Annotated in this window: 19 protein-coding genes and 1 tRNA gene; 13 read left to right on the top strand and 7 right to left on the bottom strand. The window is 66.7% G+C overall.

Annotated features, from left to right (window positions below; genetic code table 11):
• The first annotated feature begins 32 nt into the window (after positions 1-32).
• The 6 genes from rplQ (at position 33) to prfA (ending at position 3,838) form a co-directional block, all read left to right on the top strand.
• Positions 33-383, top strand: a complete 351-nt coding sequence (gene rplQ, locus ACWJIO_RS10660; protein ID WP_186697301.1) for a 50S ribosomal protein L17 — start codon at positions 33-35, stop codon at positions 381-383.
• A 75-nt stretch (positions 384-458) separates the two neighbouring features.
• Positions 459-1,412: a tRNA pseudouridine(38-40) synthase TruA gene (gene truA, locus ACWJIO_RS10655; RefSeq protein ID WP_480313317.1), complete on the top strand. Its 954-nt coding sequence runs from the start codon at positions 459-461 to the stop codon at positions 1,410-1,412.
• Between the two features lie 74 nt (positions 1,413-1,486).
• Complete coding sequence (gene rplM, locus ACWJIO_RS10650; protein WP_480313316.1) at positions 1,487-1,939, top strand: 50S ribosomal protein L13; 453 nt, start codon at positions 1,487-1,489, stop codon at positions 1,937-1,939.
• On the top strand, positions 1,936-2,337 hold the full coding sequence (rpsI, locus tag ACWJIO_RS10645; protein WP_186697304.1) for a 30S ribosomal protein S9: 402 nt from the start codon (positions 1,936-1,938) through the stop codon (positions 2,335-2,337). Before rplM ends, rpsI begins: the two co-directional genes overlap by 4 nt.
• Positions 2,338-2,387: 50 nt before the next feature.
• Positions 2,388-2,663: a 50S ribosomal protein L31 gene (gene rpmE, locus ACWJIO_RS10640; protein ID WP_480313315.1), complete on the top strand. Its 276-nt coding sequence runs from the start codon at positions 2,388-2,390 to the stop codon at positions 2,661-2,663.
• Positions 2,664-2,740: 77 nt separating this feature from the next.
• Positions 2,741-3,838 carry a peptide chain release factor 1 gene (prfA, locus tag ACWJIO_RS10635; RefSeq protein WP_480313314.1) on the top strand — a complete coding sequence of 366 codons (1,098 nt, stop codon included), beginning with the start codon at positions 2,741-2,743 and terminating at the stop codon, positions 3,836-3,838.
• Between the two features lie 13 nt (positions 3,839-3,851).
• Here the strand turns inward: prfA and ACWJIO_RS10630 are convergent, their stop codons facing one another.
• Positions 3,852-4,376 (bottom strand): HNH endonuclease, encoded by a 525-nt coding sequence (locus ACWJIO_RS10630; protein WP_186697307.1) that lies wholly within the window; start codon positions 4,374-4,376, stop codon positions 3,852-3,854.
• Positions 4,377-4,453: 77 nt separating this feature from the next.
• Between ACWJIO_RS10630 and alr the strand changes: the two genes are divergently transcribed.
• Together alr and ACWJIO_RS10620 are read left to right on the top strand one after the other, a co-directional pair.
• Complete coding sequence (gene alr, locus ACWJIO_RS10625; protein WP_480313390.1) at positions 4,454-5,641, top strand: alanine racemase; 1,188 nt, start codon at positions 4,454-4,456, stop codon at positions 5,639-5,641.
• 41 nt (positions 5,642-5,682) lie between these two features.
• Positions 5,683-5,771: transfer RNA gene (locus tag ACWJIO_RS10620), tRNA-Ser, on the top strand.
• Positions 5,772-5,830: 59 nt separating this feature from the next.
• On the opposite strand, the gene ACWJIO_RS10615 is transcribed toward ACWJIO_RS10620, so the two are convergent.
• Positions 5,831-6,760 (bottom strand): serine hydrolase, encoded by a 930-nt coding sequence (locus ACWJIO_RS10615; RefSeq protein ID WP_480313313.1) that lies wholly within the window; start codon positions 6,758-6,760, stop codon positions 5,831-5,833.
• 17 nt (positions 6,761-6,777) lie between these two features.
• Here ACWJIO_RS10615 and ACWJIO_RS10610 point away from each other — a divergent pair, with 17 nt between their 5' ends.
• On the top strand, positions 6,778-7,542 hold the full coding sequence (locus ACWJIO_RS10610) for a C40 family peptidase (RefSeq protein ID WP_480313312.1): 765 nt from the start codon (positions 6,778-6,780) through the stop codon (positions 7,540-7,542).
• A 25-nt stretch (positions 7,543-7,567) separates the two neighbouring features.
• On the top strand, positions 7,568-8,533 hold the full coding sequence (locus ACWJIO_RS10605) for a glycosyltransferase family 2 protein (protein WP_480313311.1): 966 nt from the start codon (positions 7,568-7,570) through the stop codon (positions 8,531-8,533).
• Here ACWJIO_RS10605 and ACWJIO_RS10600 read toward each other — a convergent pair.
• Positions 8,479-9,027: a hypothetical protein gene (locus ACWJIO_RS10600; RefSeq protein WP_480313310.1), complete on the bottom strand. Its 549-nt coding sequence runs from the start codon at positions 9,025-9,027 to the stop codon at positions 8,479-8,481. The two genes, ACWJIO_RS10605 and ACWJIO_RS10600, sit on opposite strands and share 55 nt — an antisense overlap.
• Before the next feature lie 90 nt (positions 9,028-9,117).
• On the opposite strand from ACWJIO_RS10600, the gene ACWJIO_RS10595 reads away from it, so the two are divergent.
• From ACWJIO_RS10595 to ACWJIO_RS10585, 3 genes are all read left to right on the top strand, one after another.
• A complete protein-coding gene (locus tag ACWJIO_RS10595) occupies positions 9,118-9,234 on the top strand; it encodes a photosystem I reaction center subunit VIII (RefSeq protein WP_006910603.1) in 117 nt (38 codons plus the stop codon).
• Positions 9,235-9,290: 56 nt separating this feature from the next.
• On the top strand, positions 9,291-9,782 hold the full coding sequence (locus tag ACWJIO_RS10590; RefSeq protein ID WP_480313389.1) for a photosystem I reaction center subunit XI: 492 nt from the start codon (positions 9,291-9,293) through the stop codon (positions 9,780-9,782).
• A gap of 193 nt (positions 9,783-9,975) precedes the next feature.
• Positions 9,976-10,299: a hypothetical protein gene (locus tag ACWJIO_RS10585; protein WP_480313309.1), complete on the top strand. Its 324-nt coding sequence runs from the start codon at positions 9,976-9,978 to the stop codon at positions 10,297-10,299.
• A gap of 53 nt (positions 10,300-10,352) precedes the next feature.
• Here the strand turns inward: ACWJIO_RS10585 and ACWJIO_RS10580 are convergent, their stop codons facing one another.
• The 4 genes from ACWJIO_RS10580 to psaA all read right to left on the bottom strand — a co-directional run bounded on the left by ACWJIO_RS10580 (position 10,353) and on the right by psaA (position 15,795).
• Positions 10,353-10,763: a fluoride efflux transporter FluC gene (locus tag ACWJIO_RS10580; RefSeq protein WP_480313308.1), complete on the bottom strand. Its 411-nt coding sequence runs from the start codon at positions 10,761-10,763 to the stop codon at positions 10,353-10,355.
• Positions 10,760-11,149 (bottom strand): fluoride efflux transporter FluC, encoded by a 390-nt coding sequence (locus ACWJIO_RS10575; RefSeq protein WP_480313307.1) that lies wholly within the window; start codon positions 11,147-11,149, stop codon positions 10,760-10,762. The genes ACWJIO_RS10580 and ACWJIO_RS10575 overlap by 4 nt, the downstream gene beginning before the upstream one ends.
• Before the next feature lie 100 nt (positions 11,150-11,249).
• A complete protein-coding gene (gene psaB, locus ACWJIO_RS10570; RefSeq protein WP_480313306.1) occupies positions 11,250-13,472 on the bottom strand; it encodes a photosystem I core protein PsaB in 2,223 nt (740 codons plus the stop codon).
• Between the two features lie 19 nt (positions 13,473-13,491).
• A complete protein-coding gene (gene psaA / locus ACWJIO_RS10565; protein WP_480313305.1) occupies positions 13,492-15,795 on the bottom strand; it encodes a photosystem I core protein PsaA in 2,304 nt (767 codons plus the stop codon).
• Between the last annotated feature and the right edge of the window lies 1 nt (position 15,796).

Here is a 15,796-nt window from a genome sequence, read left to right as displayed (position 1 = left end):
AGCGCCCGACCCTTTCCACGAGCCCACGAACGATGCGTCACCAATGCCGAGTCCCCATGTTGGGACGCCCCGCCGATCAACGCAAAGCAATGCTGCGCGGACTCGCCACCCAGCTGATCCGCGAAGGGCGGGTCACCACCACCAAGGCCCGCGCCAAGGCGCTGCGCGATGAGACCGAGCGCATGATCACCCTGGCCAAGGCCGGAACCCTGGCCGCCCGCCGCCGGGCCATGGGCTACATCTACGACAAGCAGCTCGTCCACGCCCTGTTCGAGAAGGCCCAGGAGCGCTACGGCGACCGCAATGGCGGCTACACCCGGATCTTCCGCACCGTTCCCCGCCGCGGCGACAATGCCGAAATGGCGATCATCGAGTTGGTCTGAGCCCCCAGCAGTCCAGCCGACGCCGTCGGCGCCCACTCTCCCGGCCGCGGTGGTGACCCCACTGCGGCTTTTCGTATGGACCGCCTTCCCAACGCCCACAGCGGCTCGGCCCTGAACGCTGCAGCAGGGCAGCGCATCGCCCTCTGCCTGCAGTACGACGGGGGGGCGTTCCACGGCTGGCAGCGCCAGCACAATGCAGTCAGCGTGCAGGAGACGCTGGACAGGGCCATCGCGGGTCTGGATCCACTCCCGGCAGCAGCAGCCAACCCTTGCTCGGGGCCCCGCACCTGGGCCGCAGGCCGCACCGACTCCGGCGTGCACGCCGCCGCCCAGGTGGTGCATTTCGACAGCCACGGGCCGATCCCGGCTGAGCGCTGGGCCCGGGCCCTGAACGGACGGCTGCCCGCCACGATCCGCGTCAGGGGCGCGTCAACGGTGCCCGCCGACTGGCATGCCTGCTACTCGGCCACCTACCGCCGTTACCGCTACACCCTCTTCAACGGCCGGGCCCCCAACCTCTTCCTGGCCCCCTGGAGCTGGCATCGCTACCAGTGCCGGCTCGATGAGCGGCGGATGGACGCGGCGCTGCAGGGCCTGCTCGGCGACCACGACTTCCGCGCCTTCCAGAAGGCCGGCAGCCGGCGCCTGAACGCGCGCACCACCATCCAGGCGGTGGCCCTGGAGCGCCAGGGGGATCTGCTGCGGGTGGAGCTGCAGGCCAGCGGCTTCCTCTACGGCATGGTGCGGCTCGTGCTGGGGCAGCTGGTGGCGGTGGGGGAGGGGCGGCTGAGCCCGGCGGCCTTCGAGCAGCGCTGGCGGCAGCAACAGCGCCAGGCGGTGAAGGAGGCCGCCCCACCCCACGGACTGTGCCTGCTGCGGGTGGGCTACCCCGAGCCCGTGTTCCCCAGAGCTGCCTGGTATGATTGCCAACCGCGGTATCAGCTCGACACCACCGATTCACCGGGGGTTACAGCTGGCCTATCCGTCGATCCGCAGGGCCCGCCGCGGCCAAGCGGTATGGTCGTTTGAACGGCTTGGTTTCCACCTGCCACCCCGACCACCTGCCCAGCCCTCTACGGCCTGCCGGTGCCTGACCAGGCGATATGAACAAGACTCCCCTGCCCTCCGTTGATTCCCTCGACCGCCAGTGGTTTGTGGTCGATGCTGAGAATCAGACCCTCGGTCGCCTGGCCAGCGAAGTGGCCTCCGTGCTGCGCGGCAAGAACAAGCCCTGCTACACCCCTCACCTCGATGCCGGTGACTTCGTCATCATCATCAACGCCGACAAGGTGCGCGTGAGCGGCAACAAGGCCAGCCAGAAGCTCTATCGCCGCCACTCGGGGCGCCCCGGTGGCATGAAGACCGAAACCTTCGCCCACCTCCAGGCCCGCCTTCCCGAGCGCATCGTGGAAAAGGCGATCAAGGGCATGCTTCCCCACAACGCCCTCGGCCGTCAGCTGTTCCGCAAGCTGAAGGTGTACAAGGGCACCGAGCATCCCCACACCGCCCAGAAGCCCCAGCCCCTCGCCCTCGATCCTGCCGCCGCCGCCCAATGAGCACCTCCAACGTCGTCTATTGGGGCACCGGTCGCCGCAAGACCGCCGTGGCCCGTGTCCGTGTTGTTCCCGGCAGCGGCAGCGTCACGATCAACGGCCGTCCCGGCGACAACTACCTGAACTACAACCCCGTCTACCTGGCGGCGGTCAAAGCCCCCCTCAACACCCTGGGGCTCGCCACCGACTACGACCTGCTGGTGAACGTGCGCGGCGGTGGCCTCACCGGCCAGGCCGATGCCATCAAGCAGGGCGCTGCCCGGGCGCTGTGCGAGCTGTCCCCGGATAACCGCAAACCGCTCAAGACGGAGGGTCACCTCAGCCGCGACCCCCGGGCCAAGGAACGCCGCAAGTACGGCCTCAAGAAAGCCCGTAAGGCGCCCCAGTTCTCGAAGCGCTGATCTTCCATCGCGAAGCACCGAGCTTCGATCTTCTTCAGACATTTCCAGCCATGCCCAAGGCCGACATTCACCCCACCTGGTACCCCGATGCCAAGGTGATCTGCAATGGAGAGGTGGTGATGACCACCGGCTCCACCTCTCCCGAGCTCCATGTGGACGTGTGGAGCGGCAACCACCCCTTCTACACCGGAACCCAGAAGATCCTCGACACCGAGGGCCGGGTGGACCGCTTCATGCGCAAGTACGGCATGGCCAGCCTCGACAGCAGTGCGGGGATCAAGGCCGAGCCAGAGGCGAAGCCCGAAGCCGACACCACCGAAGCCTGAGCCCGACGGAGCCCTGCTCCGCGCAGGTCCACCCCAGCCCGGAGCGGCCCCACTGACAGCTCCGGAACCGCTGGCCCATGGACCCCTCCTTACTCGATGACCGCCTCAGGGCCGCCAGGGCCACCTTTGAGACCCTGGAGCGGCAACTGGCGGATCCGGCGGTGGCTTCGAACCCCGTCCAACTTCAGGCGATCGCTCGCGAGCGCTCCCACCTGGAACCGCTGGTGCGGGATCACGAGCGGCTCGAGAAGCTGAAGCAGGAAGAACTCGAGGCTCGCCAGCTGCTGCGCGAGCACCGTGGCGACACCGCCATGGAGCAGCTGGCCAGCGAGGAGCTGCAGCAGCTGGCGAGGGCCATCGCCGCCCTGGAACAGACCCTCACCGTGGCTCTGCTGCCGCGGGATCCCCGCGACGAGCGCAGCGTGATGCTGGAGGTGAGGGCCGGTGCCGGCGGCGACGAGGCCGCCATCTGGGCCGGCGACCTGGCCCGCATGTACGAGCGCTACGCCCAGAGCCTGGGCTGGCGGGTGGATGCGGTGTCGGCTTCGGAGGCGGAGCTGGGGGGCTACAAGGAGCTGATCCTGGCGATCCGGGGCGAGGGCGTGTTCAGCCAGCTGAAATTCGAGGCGGGCGTGCACCGGGTGCAGCGGGTGCCGGCCACGGAGTCCCAGGGGAGGGTGCACACCTCCACGGCCACGGTGGCCGTGATGCCGGAGGCCGATCCGGTGGAGGTGCAGATCGAGCCTGGCGACGTGGAGATCAGCACCGCCCGCTCCGGCGGGGCCGGCGGCCAGAACGTCAACAAGGTGGAAACGGCGGTGGACCTGATCCACCGACCCACCGGCATTCGCGTGTTCTGCACCCAGGAGCGCTCGCAGCTGCAGAACCGGGAGCGGGCCATGGAGATCCTGAGGGCCAAGCTCTACGAGCGCCAGCTCGCTGAGGCCAACGCCAGGGAGCGCTCCGACCGGCTGGCGCAGGTGGGCAGCGGCGACCGCAGCGAAAAGATCCGCACCTACAACTACAAGGACAACCGCACCACGGACCACCGTCTGGGGCGCAACTTCTCGCTCGAACCGATTCTCAACGGCCAGCTCCAGGACCTGATCGGGGCCTGCATCACCGCCGACCAGAACCGCCGCCTCGATGCCCTCGCCGCCCGGGTGAGCGCCTGAGGGGCCGCCGCCCTCAGACCAGCAGCTCAGCGCCGGACTCCACGCCGATCAGGTATTTGGCCCACTCGTGGTGGCGGCCGGCCCGCAGATGGCGGGTGGCCTCATAGCCCAGGCCGCTGGCGGGGCGATGGGGTTGGCGGCGCAGGGCCATGCCGGCCTCCCGCGGCGTGCGGTTGCCCTTGCGCACATTGCAGCTCAGGCAGGCGGTGGTCACGTTCTCCCAGCTGTCCAGCCCACCGCGGCTGCGGGGAACGACGTGATCCACCGAGAGCTGGTCTCCGCCATAGCCGCAGTACTGGCAACAGTGGCCGTCCCGGTGGAACAGATTGCGCCGAGTGAGCGGCAGTTGCCGGTAGGGCACGCGCACGAACTGCCGCAGCCGGATCACCGTGGGGAGGAGAGTATCCTCGCGGATCAGATGTGTTGGGTCGTGTTCCAGGCCTTCAGCTTTGCCCTTGAGAAGCATCACCATGGCGCGCCGCCAGGTGGTGATGTTGAGGGGTTCGTAGGAGGCGTTGAGGACGAGGACGTGGCCCATGCCAGAGCCGGGATTACGCGGCATGCTAATTGCGCTGGATTGAGGAATCCGTGACGCAGGCCACGAACCAAGGCTGGCTGCCCAGCCTGCCCCTGGTGGAGGCCGGTCTGGAGCGGCGACGGGCCTGGGTGGACGTGGAGGCCTGGGCGATCACCGCCAACGCCCGGGCGCTGAAGCGCGCCATCGGCCCCGACTGCTCCCTGATGGCCGTGGTCAAGGCCGATGGCTATGGCCATGGTGCCGTGGTGGTGGCCCGGGCCGCCCTGGAGGGGGGAGCGAGCTGCTTCGGGGTCGCCACCCTCGGCGAGGGGATCCAGCTGCGCCAGGCCGGCATCCAGGCGCCGGTGCTGGTGCTGGGCGGGCTCAGCCATCCCGAGGAACTGCGCAGCTGCCAGCGCTGGCAGCTGATGCCCACGATCAGCGGCATGCGGGAGGCCCTGCTCTGTCAGAACCTGGCCAGCGGCGGCGGCGCCCCGATGGCCGTGCAACTGAAGCTCGACACGGGCATGACCAGGCTGGGAGCGGACTGGCAAGAGGGGCCGAGGCTGGTGAGAGCCATCCAGGAGCTGGATGCCGTGCACCTGGCAGGGGTCTACTCCCACTTCGCCAACGCTGACGCCGAGCCGGAAGCCGCCGCGGCCGGGGATCTGGACCCCACCACGGCGGAGCAGAAACGCCGCTTCGACAACGTGCTGGCGAACCTGAAGCAGCAGGGGCTCGAGCCGGGGATCCGCCACCTGGCCAATTCGGCCGCCACCCTGCGTAGCCCTGCGCTCCACTACGACATGGTGCGGGTGGGCCTGGCCCTGTATGGCCACAGCCCCGCCCCCCATCTGCGCCGGGTGCTCGACCTGCAGCCTGCCCTGCACCTGCACGCCAGGGTCACCCTGGTGCGCGAGGTGCCTGAGGGCGTGGGGGTGAGCTACGGCCACCGCTTCCACACCGCGCGCCCCAGCCGCCTGGCGGTGGTGGGCATCGGCTATGCCGACGGGGTGCCCCGGCAACTCTCCAACCAGATGGAGGTGCTGTTCGAGGGTCAGCGCCTGGCGCAGGTGGGGGCGATCACGATGGATCAGCTCGTGGTGGATGCCACCGAATGCCCCGATCTGGAGACGGGCTCGGTGGTGACCCTGCTGGGCAGCGATGGCGACCAGCAGATTCAGCCCACCGACTGGAGCGAGCGCTGCGGCACCATCCCCTGGGAAATCCTGTGCGGCTTCAAGCTGCGCCTGCCGAGGCTCGAGGCCCAGCCCGGCAGCACCTGAGCCACTGGCGGAAGTCACGCTGATAAGCTCAGCGGGCCCCTGGAGAGGTGGCTGAGCGGTTGAAAGCGGCTCCCTGCTAAGGAGTTACAGGAGGCAACTTCTGTCGAGGGTTCGAATCCCTCCCTCTCCGTTGAATTGCTGAACGGCCCACGTCCCCAGCACTGAGCTGGCCTGTGATGCCTTCGGCCCTCAGTGCCTGCAGGCCCGGCAGAGGTGGCTGGCGATCGCCGGCAGCAGCCGTTCATCGAGGGCCCGCTCGCGCCCCTCGCTGAACACCACAAGCAGAAAGGGGTCATGGCCCTCGGCCTCCACGTAGGCGGCATCGTGGCGTGCCTGACTCATCCAGCCCGCCTTGCTCCACAGCCGGGCCGCCTCGGGCAGACCGGCCCCAAGGAATCCGTCCACCTGGTTCTCCGGGTCGGCCGCGCGGGTGGCCGCCTCCAGACTGCGCTCCAGCAGCTGTCGCATGCGTGCACAGGCCGGTGGCGAGACCACGGCCGAGGCCATCACGGCCAGCAGCAGCCGGGCCACGGCCTCGCTGCTGAGGCTGTTGCGGTTCTCCAGCTCCGGGCCGTAGAAGGCCCGTTCCCGACCGTAGGGACCGTCGCCCCAGGTTTTCTGGCAGGCGTTGCAACCCTGCAGCTCCGGCCAGCCCAGCCCCGCCAGCCAGTCGTTCACCAGCTGGCGCTGCCGCGTCCAGGCCTCCATGCGTTCAGGAGGCAGCGCCGGTCCACTGGTGGTGCCACTGAGCAGATCCACCACCAGGCCGGTGGCGTCATTGCTGGAATCGCGGATCATGTCGGCCAGCGCCCGTCTCAGCTCGGGCCCATCCTCAAGCAGCTCCTGCTGCAGCCAGGCCTCCATCGCGATCAGAAACACCAGCTTCACCACACTGGCGGGATAGCGCTGGCGATCTCCCCCCCAGCTCGCCCCCCGTCTGGGAAGGGCCCAGAAGCAGGCGAGCTCCGCCTCCAGGGCTCGCTCCGCCTGCGTTGTGGCAAAGCGCAGCCAGGTGATCGAGAGCTGCTGGCCCAGACCCGGGCGACCCTCCAGTTCCAGCGCCTGGATCAACTCAGCCAGGGTCTGCGCCATGGCCGGGTCCTGGCTGTAGAACGCCATCAATGCCGGCACGAGCTGTGACGACCCTAGGAACCCCCCAGGCCCCGCCTCTGCCGAAAGGCACGGCGGCTGCGCCGGAACTGCTCCTGCCAGGCAGCCTCTGGCGCCTGGATGGCCCCCTCAATCTCTACAGCCGCCCCAGCGGCACCGGGCTGGCCACCCAGGCAGCCGGCGGTCGCTGCCTGCAGATCTGCAGCGGCTTGCGGCAGGGTCGCCTGCGGGTGCGCCTGCTGGAAGACGGCTACCCGGGCTGGATCGAGGCCGATGCGCTGCTGGGGCAGGCGAGGGCCAGCGGCGCTGCCAGGCCGCTGCTGCTGGCTCGCGCCGCCATCGAGGAACGGCTGGCGGCGGTGCTGGCCTTCGCCATGGCCGCCAGCCACCGGTCCAACACCTATCTCTGGGGCGGCAGCCTCGGGCCCGACTTCGACTGTTCCGGCCTGGTGCAGGCGGCCTACGCCAGTGCGGGCATCTGGCTACCGCGCGATGCCTACCTGCAGGAGCGCTTCTGCCAGCCCCTGGCGGTGCGCCCGGGCGTGTTCCACCGGCTGGAGCCGGCCGACCTGATCTTCTTCGGCCCCCCCCAGCGCTGCACCCATGTAGCCCTGCACATGGGCAATGGCCGCTATCTGCACAGCTCCGGACGCGAGCACGGCCGCAACGGCATCGGCATCGACGACCTCAACCCCAACAATCCTCACCCCGTGGCCGGGCACTACCGCGCCGAACTGCGGGGCGCCGGGCGGGTGATGCGCTGCCACGATGGCAGTCCTCTGCCCGCCTAGGTTCCTTGCCTGCGATCTGGCCGTGATGGATCTCTCGGTGGTGGTGCCCCTCTACAACGAGGAGCAGAACGTGCCGCTGCTGGTGGAGCAGGTGCTGCGCTCGATCCGCCCCCTTGGGCTGGAGCACGAGCTGGTGGTGGTGGACGACGGCTCCAGCGACGGCACCGCCGAGGTGCTGCGCGGCCTGAGCACCAGCCTGCCGGAGCTGGTGGTGGTGCTGCTGCGGCGCAACTACGGCCAGAGCGCCGCCATGGCGGCTGGCTTCGATGCCAGTTGCGGGCAGGTGATCGTGACCCTCGATGGCGACCTGCAGAACGACCCTGCCGACATTCCCCTGCTGCTGGAGCGGCTGGGGGAGGGCTTCGACCTGGTGAGCGGCTGGCGCCACCAGCGCCAGGACCATGCCGTGTCGCGGCTGTTGCCGAGCCGCATCGCCAATCGCCTGATCGCCCGGGTCACCGGAGTGCGCCTGCACGACTACGGCTGCTCCCTCAAGGCCTACCGGCGCGAGGTGGTGGACGACCTCAACCTCTACGGCGAGCTGCATCGGTTTCTGCCAGCCCTGGCCTTCATCGAGGGCGCCCGCATCAGCGAGGTGCTGGTGGACCACCACGCCCGCCGCCATGGCCAGAGCAAGTACGGCATCGACCGCACCTTCCGGGTGCTGATGGACCTGCTCACGGTGTGGTTCATGAAGCGCTTTCTGACCCGGCCGATGCACGTGTTCGGTTCAGCCGGGCTGGCCGCCATGGGCGTGGGGCTCCTGCTCACCCTGGCCCTGGTGGCTGAAAAGCTGCTGCTGGGGGCAGAGATCGGTGATCGGCCCCTGTTGCTGGTGGCCCTGATCAGTGTGGTGGCCGGGGTGCAGTTGTTCTGTTTCGGGCTGCTGGCGGAACTGCAGATGCGCACCTACCACGAGAGTCAGGGGCGGCCGATCTACCGGGTGCGGGAGACATTGCGGGGCAGCGGCGCGGCGGGCGCGGCGGCCTGAACCCCGGGCTGCCTGCCCCGGAAGCGCTGCAGCGCCTGGGCCGCCTCCAGCGCGACGCGGGGGTCAGGGTCGTGCCTGGCCCTCTGCAGCAGCGGCAGGGTGCAGCGGTGTCCCCAGCGCCGGGCCACCTTCACGGCCACCAGGCGACTGGGGTTGTCCCCCTTGAACTGGCTCCGCAGGGCCGAGAGCAGCTGCTGTTGATCGCGGGCACTGAGCGCCACGCCGGCGGGGCGACGGGCCAGGGGCGTGGCGGCCACGAAGGTGGCGGCGGCCTCATCGGCGGTCGGTGGCCTGGAGCGCACGTCAGGGCCAGCGGAGTGGGAGGAGCCAGCGTCTGGCTCGACAGCGACGGCTTGGTGCAACTGGCTGCGGTTCAGGGCCGCCACGGCGCTGGTATCGGTGGAGCGCAACAGGCGGGCGGGGGGGCGGCGACCAAGCCACCAGAGCACCAGGGCCAGAAGACCGCCCAGGGCAGCGAGGCTGGAGGGGGGCATGGATTGAACTTTTATGTCGCCCAGCAGGGGCCAAGAAGGCCGTGCTGAAAACGATCCTTACAGTACCGGCGGTTGCTACTGGCCTGCGCCATGACTGGAGAATTTGCTGCCGCCTGGATGCCCTCGGTGTTCGTGCCCCTCGTTGGGATCCTCGGCCCAGCCGTGGCGATGGCGCTGTTGTTCAACGTGATTGAAGCCCGCGACTGAGCGCTCCGGGCCTCGGAGTGCCTACGCCCCCTTTCATCACCCTCACTTCCATCCCCATGACCGTGACCCCCGTGGCCGACCCCTGCGTCGGCAATCTGGCCACTCCCGTCAACAGCAGCTATTTCAGCAAGGCATTCCTGAACGCCCTGCCGGCCTATCGCCCCTCCCTCTCGCCCAACCGGCGTGGCCTGGAGGTGGGCATGGCCCATGGCTTCCTGCTCTACGGACCCTTCGCGTTCACCGGCCCCCTGCGGCTCACCGAGTACGCCAGCACCAGTGGGCTTCTGGCGGCAATAGGCCTGGTGTCGATCCTCACGGTCTGCCTTTCCATCTATGGCACCGCGGGCACCGGTCCTAACGTGCAGCCTGCAGACGCCACGGTGGACAATCCGCCTGCGGACCTGTTCACCAAGGCCGGCTGGGCTGAGTTCGCCAGCGGCTTCTGGCTGGGTGGTTGCGGTGGTGCCGCCTTCGCCTGGTTCCTGGCGACCACCGCCATGGTTTCCCCTCTGGGGAACATTGCCGGTGGCGTCTGGAGCATGGGCTGAACTTCTGGCTTTGCGCTGTCCCCAAACCAGGGATCGCTGCTCCCCCCAGCTCCGTTCAAGCCCCGCCGTTGGCGGGGCTTTTGCTTGGACAGGTGAGGATAAGAGGCAGTCGCCGGAGAGCTCCATGGGCAAGCAAGATTCCCGGCCAAAGCGCGGCCTGGCTCGTCGGCGCCTCAGGTTGAGGCAACAAGGGGTGGGGCCTGCGAGCCTGGCGCTGGGAGCCTGCGCCATCCTGCTGCTTGGAGGCTGTCGCACGCAGAAACAGCCTGAGCCGGAGCCACCCACTGCCCCGGCCCTGCCACCGACCTCCAGCAGCACACCGACCCCCAGCACCCCAGCAGCGCCCACAGCCGCTGCAGCCAAGGCCCTGCAGGACAAAGGCAGAGCCAGTGGACTGGTCGAGGGCCACACGGCCACAGTGGCCTGCCTGCGGGGCGAGCGGGCCCAGACCGACGGTAATGAACTCCGTTGCGAAGACTGGGCCTATGTGCGCCAGAACTACGCCAGCGCCCTCTGAGAGCTGGCCGATGCCCCACCCGGCCCTTGGGGGCCTCAGGGCCGGGTGGGGCCTCAGGGGCGGTGGCGATTCAACAGTGCTGAGCCGAGCCAGGCTCCGCAGGCCACCAGGAGCAGGCCCCCGAACAGATTTCCGGCCACGATCGCGGCCAGGCTGAGCCACTGCCCCAGGGCAAACTGCTGGGCGATGGACAGCATCCAGGACGAGAACGTGGTGAGGCTTCCGCAGAAACCCACGCCGGCCCAGAGGTAGAGCCTGGCGCGGCTGGAAGGCTGCACGATCAGCAGGCCGATCAGCAGGCAACCGCTCAGATTCGCCAACAATGAGGCCTGCAGCAGGGCTGCCCCTGATCCCACCTGCGCTGCCGCCGCCAGGTCGAGCTGCCAGCGCAGCAGCCCACCCGGCACGGCACCGACCGCCAGGAGCAGCAGCTCCGTGGACTCCCGCTTCAGGGGCTCCCTCATCGCAGGGCTCCGATCAGCAGCCCAGCCTGCATGGCCAGCAGACCTGCCAGCAGCGAGCCCCCGGCCAGGGCACAGGCCTCGCCCCAATGGCGGCGCTGCAGCACCTGGTGGAGCTCAGCCACGAAGGAAGAAAAGGTGCTGAAGCCGCCGAAGAAGCCCGTGCCAAGCAGCAACATCGTGCTGCGGGCCCCCGGCCCGCCGCCGAGCTGCATGGCCGCCAACAGGCCGAGGGCAAAACAGGCGACCACGTTCACCACGAAGGTGCCCCAGTGCTTGCGGGGCAGCGCCGGCTCCAGGTGGTTGACCACCCTGTAACGCAACCAGGCTCCCGGCACCACACCAAGGGCGACCAACACCGACGACGTGGCCGTGGAGAGAGAACTCATGGGGACAGAAGTGACGGCAGACGGTGCAACGACAAGAAAAAACCCCGGCGCGAGCCGGGGTTGGAGAAGTCCCTCGAAGAGACAAGCTTGAGGCTGAGACTCAGCCGAACTTGCCGGAGGTGGAGGCCATCAGGAACGCCGCGTAGGTCAGGAAGTAACCCACGGTGAAGTGGGCCAGACCAACCACCCGGGCCTGAACGATGGACAGGGCCACAGGCTTGTCACGCCAGCCCACCAGGTTGGCGAGCGGGGTGCGCTGGTGTGCCCAGACGATGGTCTCGATGAGTTCCTGCCAGTAACCACGCCAGGAGATCAGGAACATGAAGCCCGTTGCCCACACAAGGTGGCCGAACAGGAACATCCAGGCCCAGACCGCCAGGTTGTTGGAACCGGCGGGGTTGTAGCCGTTGATCAGCTGGGAGCTGTTGAGCCACAGGTAATCGCGGAACCAGCCCATCAGATAGGTGCTGGATTCGTTGAACTGGGCCACGTTGCCCTGCCAGATGGCGAGGTGCTTCCAGTGCCAGTAGAAGGTGACCCAACCCACAGTGTTGAGGGCCCAGAAGACAGCCAGATAGAAGGCGTCCCAGGCGCTGATGTCGCAGGTGCCGCCACGGCCGGGGCCGTCGCAGGGGAAGGAGTAACCGAAGTCCTTCTTGTCGGGCATCAGCTTGGAACCCCGGGCATCCAGGGCGCCCTTGACCAGGATCAAGGTGGTGGTGTGGAGACCAAGCGCGATGGCATGGTGCACCAGGAAGTCACCAGGACCGATCTGGAGGAACAGGGAGTTGGTGCCGGAGTTGAGGCTGTCCAGCCAACCAGGCAGCCAGACGGCGCCGTAGTTGGGCCAGGCGGTGGACGCAATGCTCTCGGAATTGGAGAGCAGAATGTCCATGCCGTAGAGGGCCTTACCGGAGGAAGCCTGCACGAACTGGGCGAACACCGGCTCAATCAGGATCTGCTTCTCGGGAGTGCCGAAGGCCACGACCACGTCGTTGTGGACGTAGAGACCCAGGGTGTGGAAACCGAGGAACAGAGAGACCCAGCTCAGGTGGCTGATGATCGCTTCCTTGTGCTCCAACATCCGAGCAAGAACGTTGTTCCTGTTGGCCTCGGGGTCGTAGTCACGGATGAAGAAGATCGCACCGTGAGCGAAGGCACCGCACATCAGGAAGATGGCGATGTACTGGTGGTGGGTGTAAAGGGCAGCCTGCGTGGTGTAGTCCTTGGCGATGAACGCATAGGACGGCAGGGCATACATGTGCTGAGCCACCAGACTCGTCACCACACCGAGGCTGGCCAGGGCCAGACCCAGCTGGAAGTGGAGCGAGTTGTTGATGGTGTCGTACAGACCCTTGTGGCCAGCGCCGAGGTCACCAGGGGTGCCCTTGGGTGGGTTGTGAGCCTCAAGGATCTCCCTGATCGAGTGACCGATACCGAAGTTGGTCCGGTACATGTGGCCAGCGATCACAAAAATACAGCCAATCGCCAGGTGGTGATGGGCAATATCGGTGAGCCAGAGGGCCTCACTCTGGGGGTGGAAACCACCCAGGAAGGTGAGGATCGCGGTACCTGAGCCTTCAGCGGTGCCGAACACCTGGTAAGCGGTGTCAGGGTTCTGGGCGTAAACGCCCCAGTTACCGGTGAAGAAGGGACCCAGACCTGCCGGGTGAGGCGACACGGAGAGGAAGTTGTCCCAACCGACGTGCTGACCACGGGATTCAGGAATGGCCACGTGAACCAGGTGTCCGGTCCAGGCGATCGAGCTGAAGCCGAACAGCACAGCCAGGTGGTGGTTGAGCCGGGATTCAGCGTTCTTGAACCAGGCCAGGGAAGGCCTGAACTTGGGTTGAAGGTGAAGCCAGCCGGCGAACAGGGCCCAGGCCGAGAGGATCATCATGAAGATGGCCCCTTGGTAGAGCTCAGCGTTGGTGCGCATCCCGATCGTGTACCACCAGTGGTACAGACCGGAATAGGCGATGTTCACCGGAGAAGAAGCACCCGCCTGGGTGAAGGCAGCGATGGCGCCTTCACCGAAGTGGGGATCCCAGATCGCGTGAGCGATGGGACGGACATGCAGAGGATCGGTGACCCACTGCTCAAAGTTGCCCTGCCAGGCGATATGGAACAGGTTGCCCGAAACCCAGAGGCCGATGATGGCCAGGTGACCGAAGTGGGTGGAGAACAGCTTTTGGTAAAGCCGCTCCTCGGTCATGCCGTCGTGGCTCTCGAAGTCGTGAGCCGTGGCAATGCCGTACCAAATACGGCGGGTTGTCGGGTCCTGTGCCAGACCCTGGCTGAACGAAGGAAATTTCGTTGCCATTGGGAAAGGTCAGGAAAGGTCAGCCGACCGCAATCATGCGGGCCAGGAAGAAGGACCAAGTGGTCGCGATGCCGCCCAGCAGGTAATGGGCGACACCCACGGCACGGCCCTGGGTGATGGAAAGGGCGCGGGGCTGAATGGCCGGCGCCACCTTCAGCTTGTTGTGAGCCCAGACGATGGACTCAATCAGCTCTTGCCAGTAGCCGCGGCCACTGAACAGGAACATGAGGCTGAAGGCCCAGATGAAGTGGGCACCCAGGAACATCAGGCCATAGGCACTGGAGCTCGAGCCATAGCTGTTGATCACCTGTGCGGCCTGGGCCCACAGGAAGTCACGCAGCCAACCATTGATGGTGATGGCACTCTGGGCAAAATTGCCGTTGGTGATGTGCTGGACGGTGCCGTCGGCATTGACGGTGCCCCACACGTCGCTCTGCATCTTCCAGGAGAAGTGGAAGATCACGATCGACAGGGAGTTGTACATCCAGAACAGGCCGAGGAACACGTGGTCCCAAGCCGACACCTGGCAGGTACCGCCACGGCCGGGGCCGTCGCAGGGGAAGCGGAAACCGAGGTTCGCCTTGTCGGGAACGAGGCGGGAGCTGCGGCTGTAGAGCACACCCTTCAGCAGGATCAGCACGGTGACGTGGATCGTGAAGGCGTGGATGTGGTGGACCATGAAGTCCGCCGTGCCCAGGGGGATCGGCGCAGCGGCAACCTTGCCACCCACCGCCACCACGGCGCCATTGAACACTTCACTCACGCCGGCGAGGGCGTTGGGAGCGGTGCTGCCGGCTGCAGCGGCGTGCAGACCCTGGATCCACTGCGCGAAGATGGGCTTCAGAGCAATGGCGGAGTCGCTGAACATGTCCTGGGGACGGCCCAGGGCACGCATGGTGTCGTTGTGGATGTAGAGGCCGAAGCTGTGGAAGCCGAGCCAGATGCACACCCAGTTCAGGTGGCTGATCAGGGCATCGCGGGCCTTGAGGACACGATCAAGCACGTTATCGATGTGCTTGGCGGGGTCGTAGTCACGCACCATGGCGATGGCAGCGTGGGCACCGGCGCCGACGATCAGGAAGCCTCCAATCCACATGTGGTGGGTGAAGAGTGAAACCTGAGTGGGGTAATCAATCCCGATGTAGGGATAGGGCGGCATCGCATACATGTGATGCGCCACGATGATGGTCAGCGAACCGAACAGGGCCAGGTTCACGCCGAGCTGGGCATGCCAGCTGGTGGTCATGAACTCAAACAGACCATCGTGGCCCTTGGGAGCCGGGAACAGCAGGGGGTCGCCCTTCTGACCTTCGAGGATTTCTTTGATGCTGTGGCCAATGCCCCAGTTGGTGCGGTACATGTGGCCCGCCACAATGAACAGCACGGCGATCGCCAGGTGGTGATGCGCAATGTCTGTCATCCAGAGGCTGCCTGTCACAGGATTCAAGCCACCTTTGAAGGTGAGGAAATCGCTGTAGGCCGCCCAGTTACCGGTGAAGAAGGCGGAGATGCCAGCACCGAATCCGGGGTAGAGCTGCGAGAGCACATCCTGGTTGATGAACTCGTGCGGCAGAGGGATGTCGGCGTAGGAGGCGATGGTCTTGCCGTTGATGGCCAGCGGTTGGCCGGCATCAATGGCATCCATCAGGGCCGTGGTGGGCAGAGACACATGCAGCAGGTGTCCTGTCCAGGACAGGGAGCCCAGACCCAGCAGTCCAGCCAGATGGTGGTTGAGCATCGACTCAACGTTCTGGAACCACTCCAGCTTGGGGGCTGCTTTGTGGTAGTGGAAGACGCCTGCGTTGAGCATCAGGCCGGCCATCACCAGAGCGCCGATTGCCGTGCAGAGCAATTGGAACTCATTGGTGAAGCCCCAGGCCCTCCACACATGGAAGAGTCCGGAGGTGATCTGAATGCCGTGGAAGCCGGCACCCACATCACCATTGAGAATTTCCTGGCCAAAGATGGGCCAGACCACCTGGGCTGAAGGCTTGACGTGCAGAGGGTCAGCCAGCCAGCCGGTGTAGTTGGAGAAGCGGGCACCGTGGTAAAAGGCACCGCTCAGCCAGATGAAGATGACGGCCAGGTGGCCGAAGTGAGCCGAGAAGATTTTGCGAGAGACCTCTTCGAGGTCGCTCGTGTGGCTGTCGAAATCGTGAGCGTTGGCGTGGAGGTTCCAAACCCAGGTGGTGGTTTTGGGACCTTTGGCCAGGGTTCTGTCGAAGTGTCCGGGCTTTTCAAAAAGCTCGAACGTGGCCGGAACGGGGTTCCGGTCGACCATGGCCTTGGCCTTTTCCCCACGCTCTGGTGGGCTGATGGTCATC

The sequence above is a fragment of the Paraciimarium castrense LEGE 11436 genome (assembly GCF_056633055.1).
This window is presented reverse-complemented; position numbering and strand designations above follow the sequence as displayed.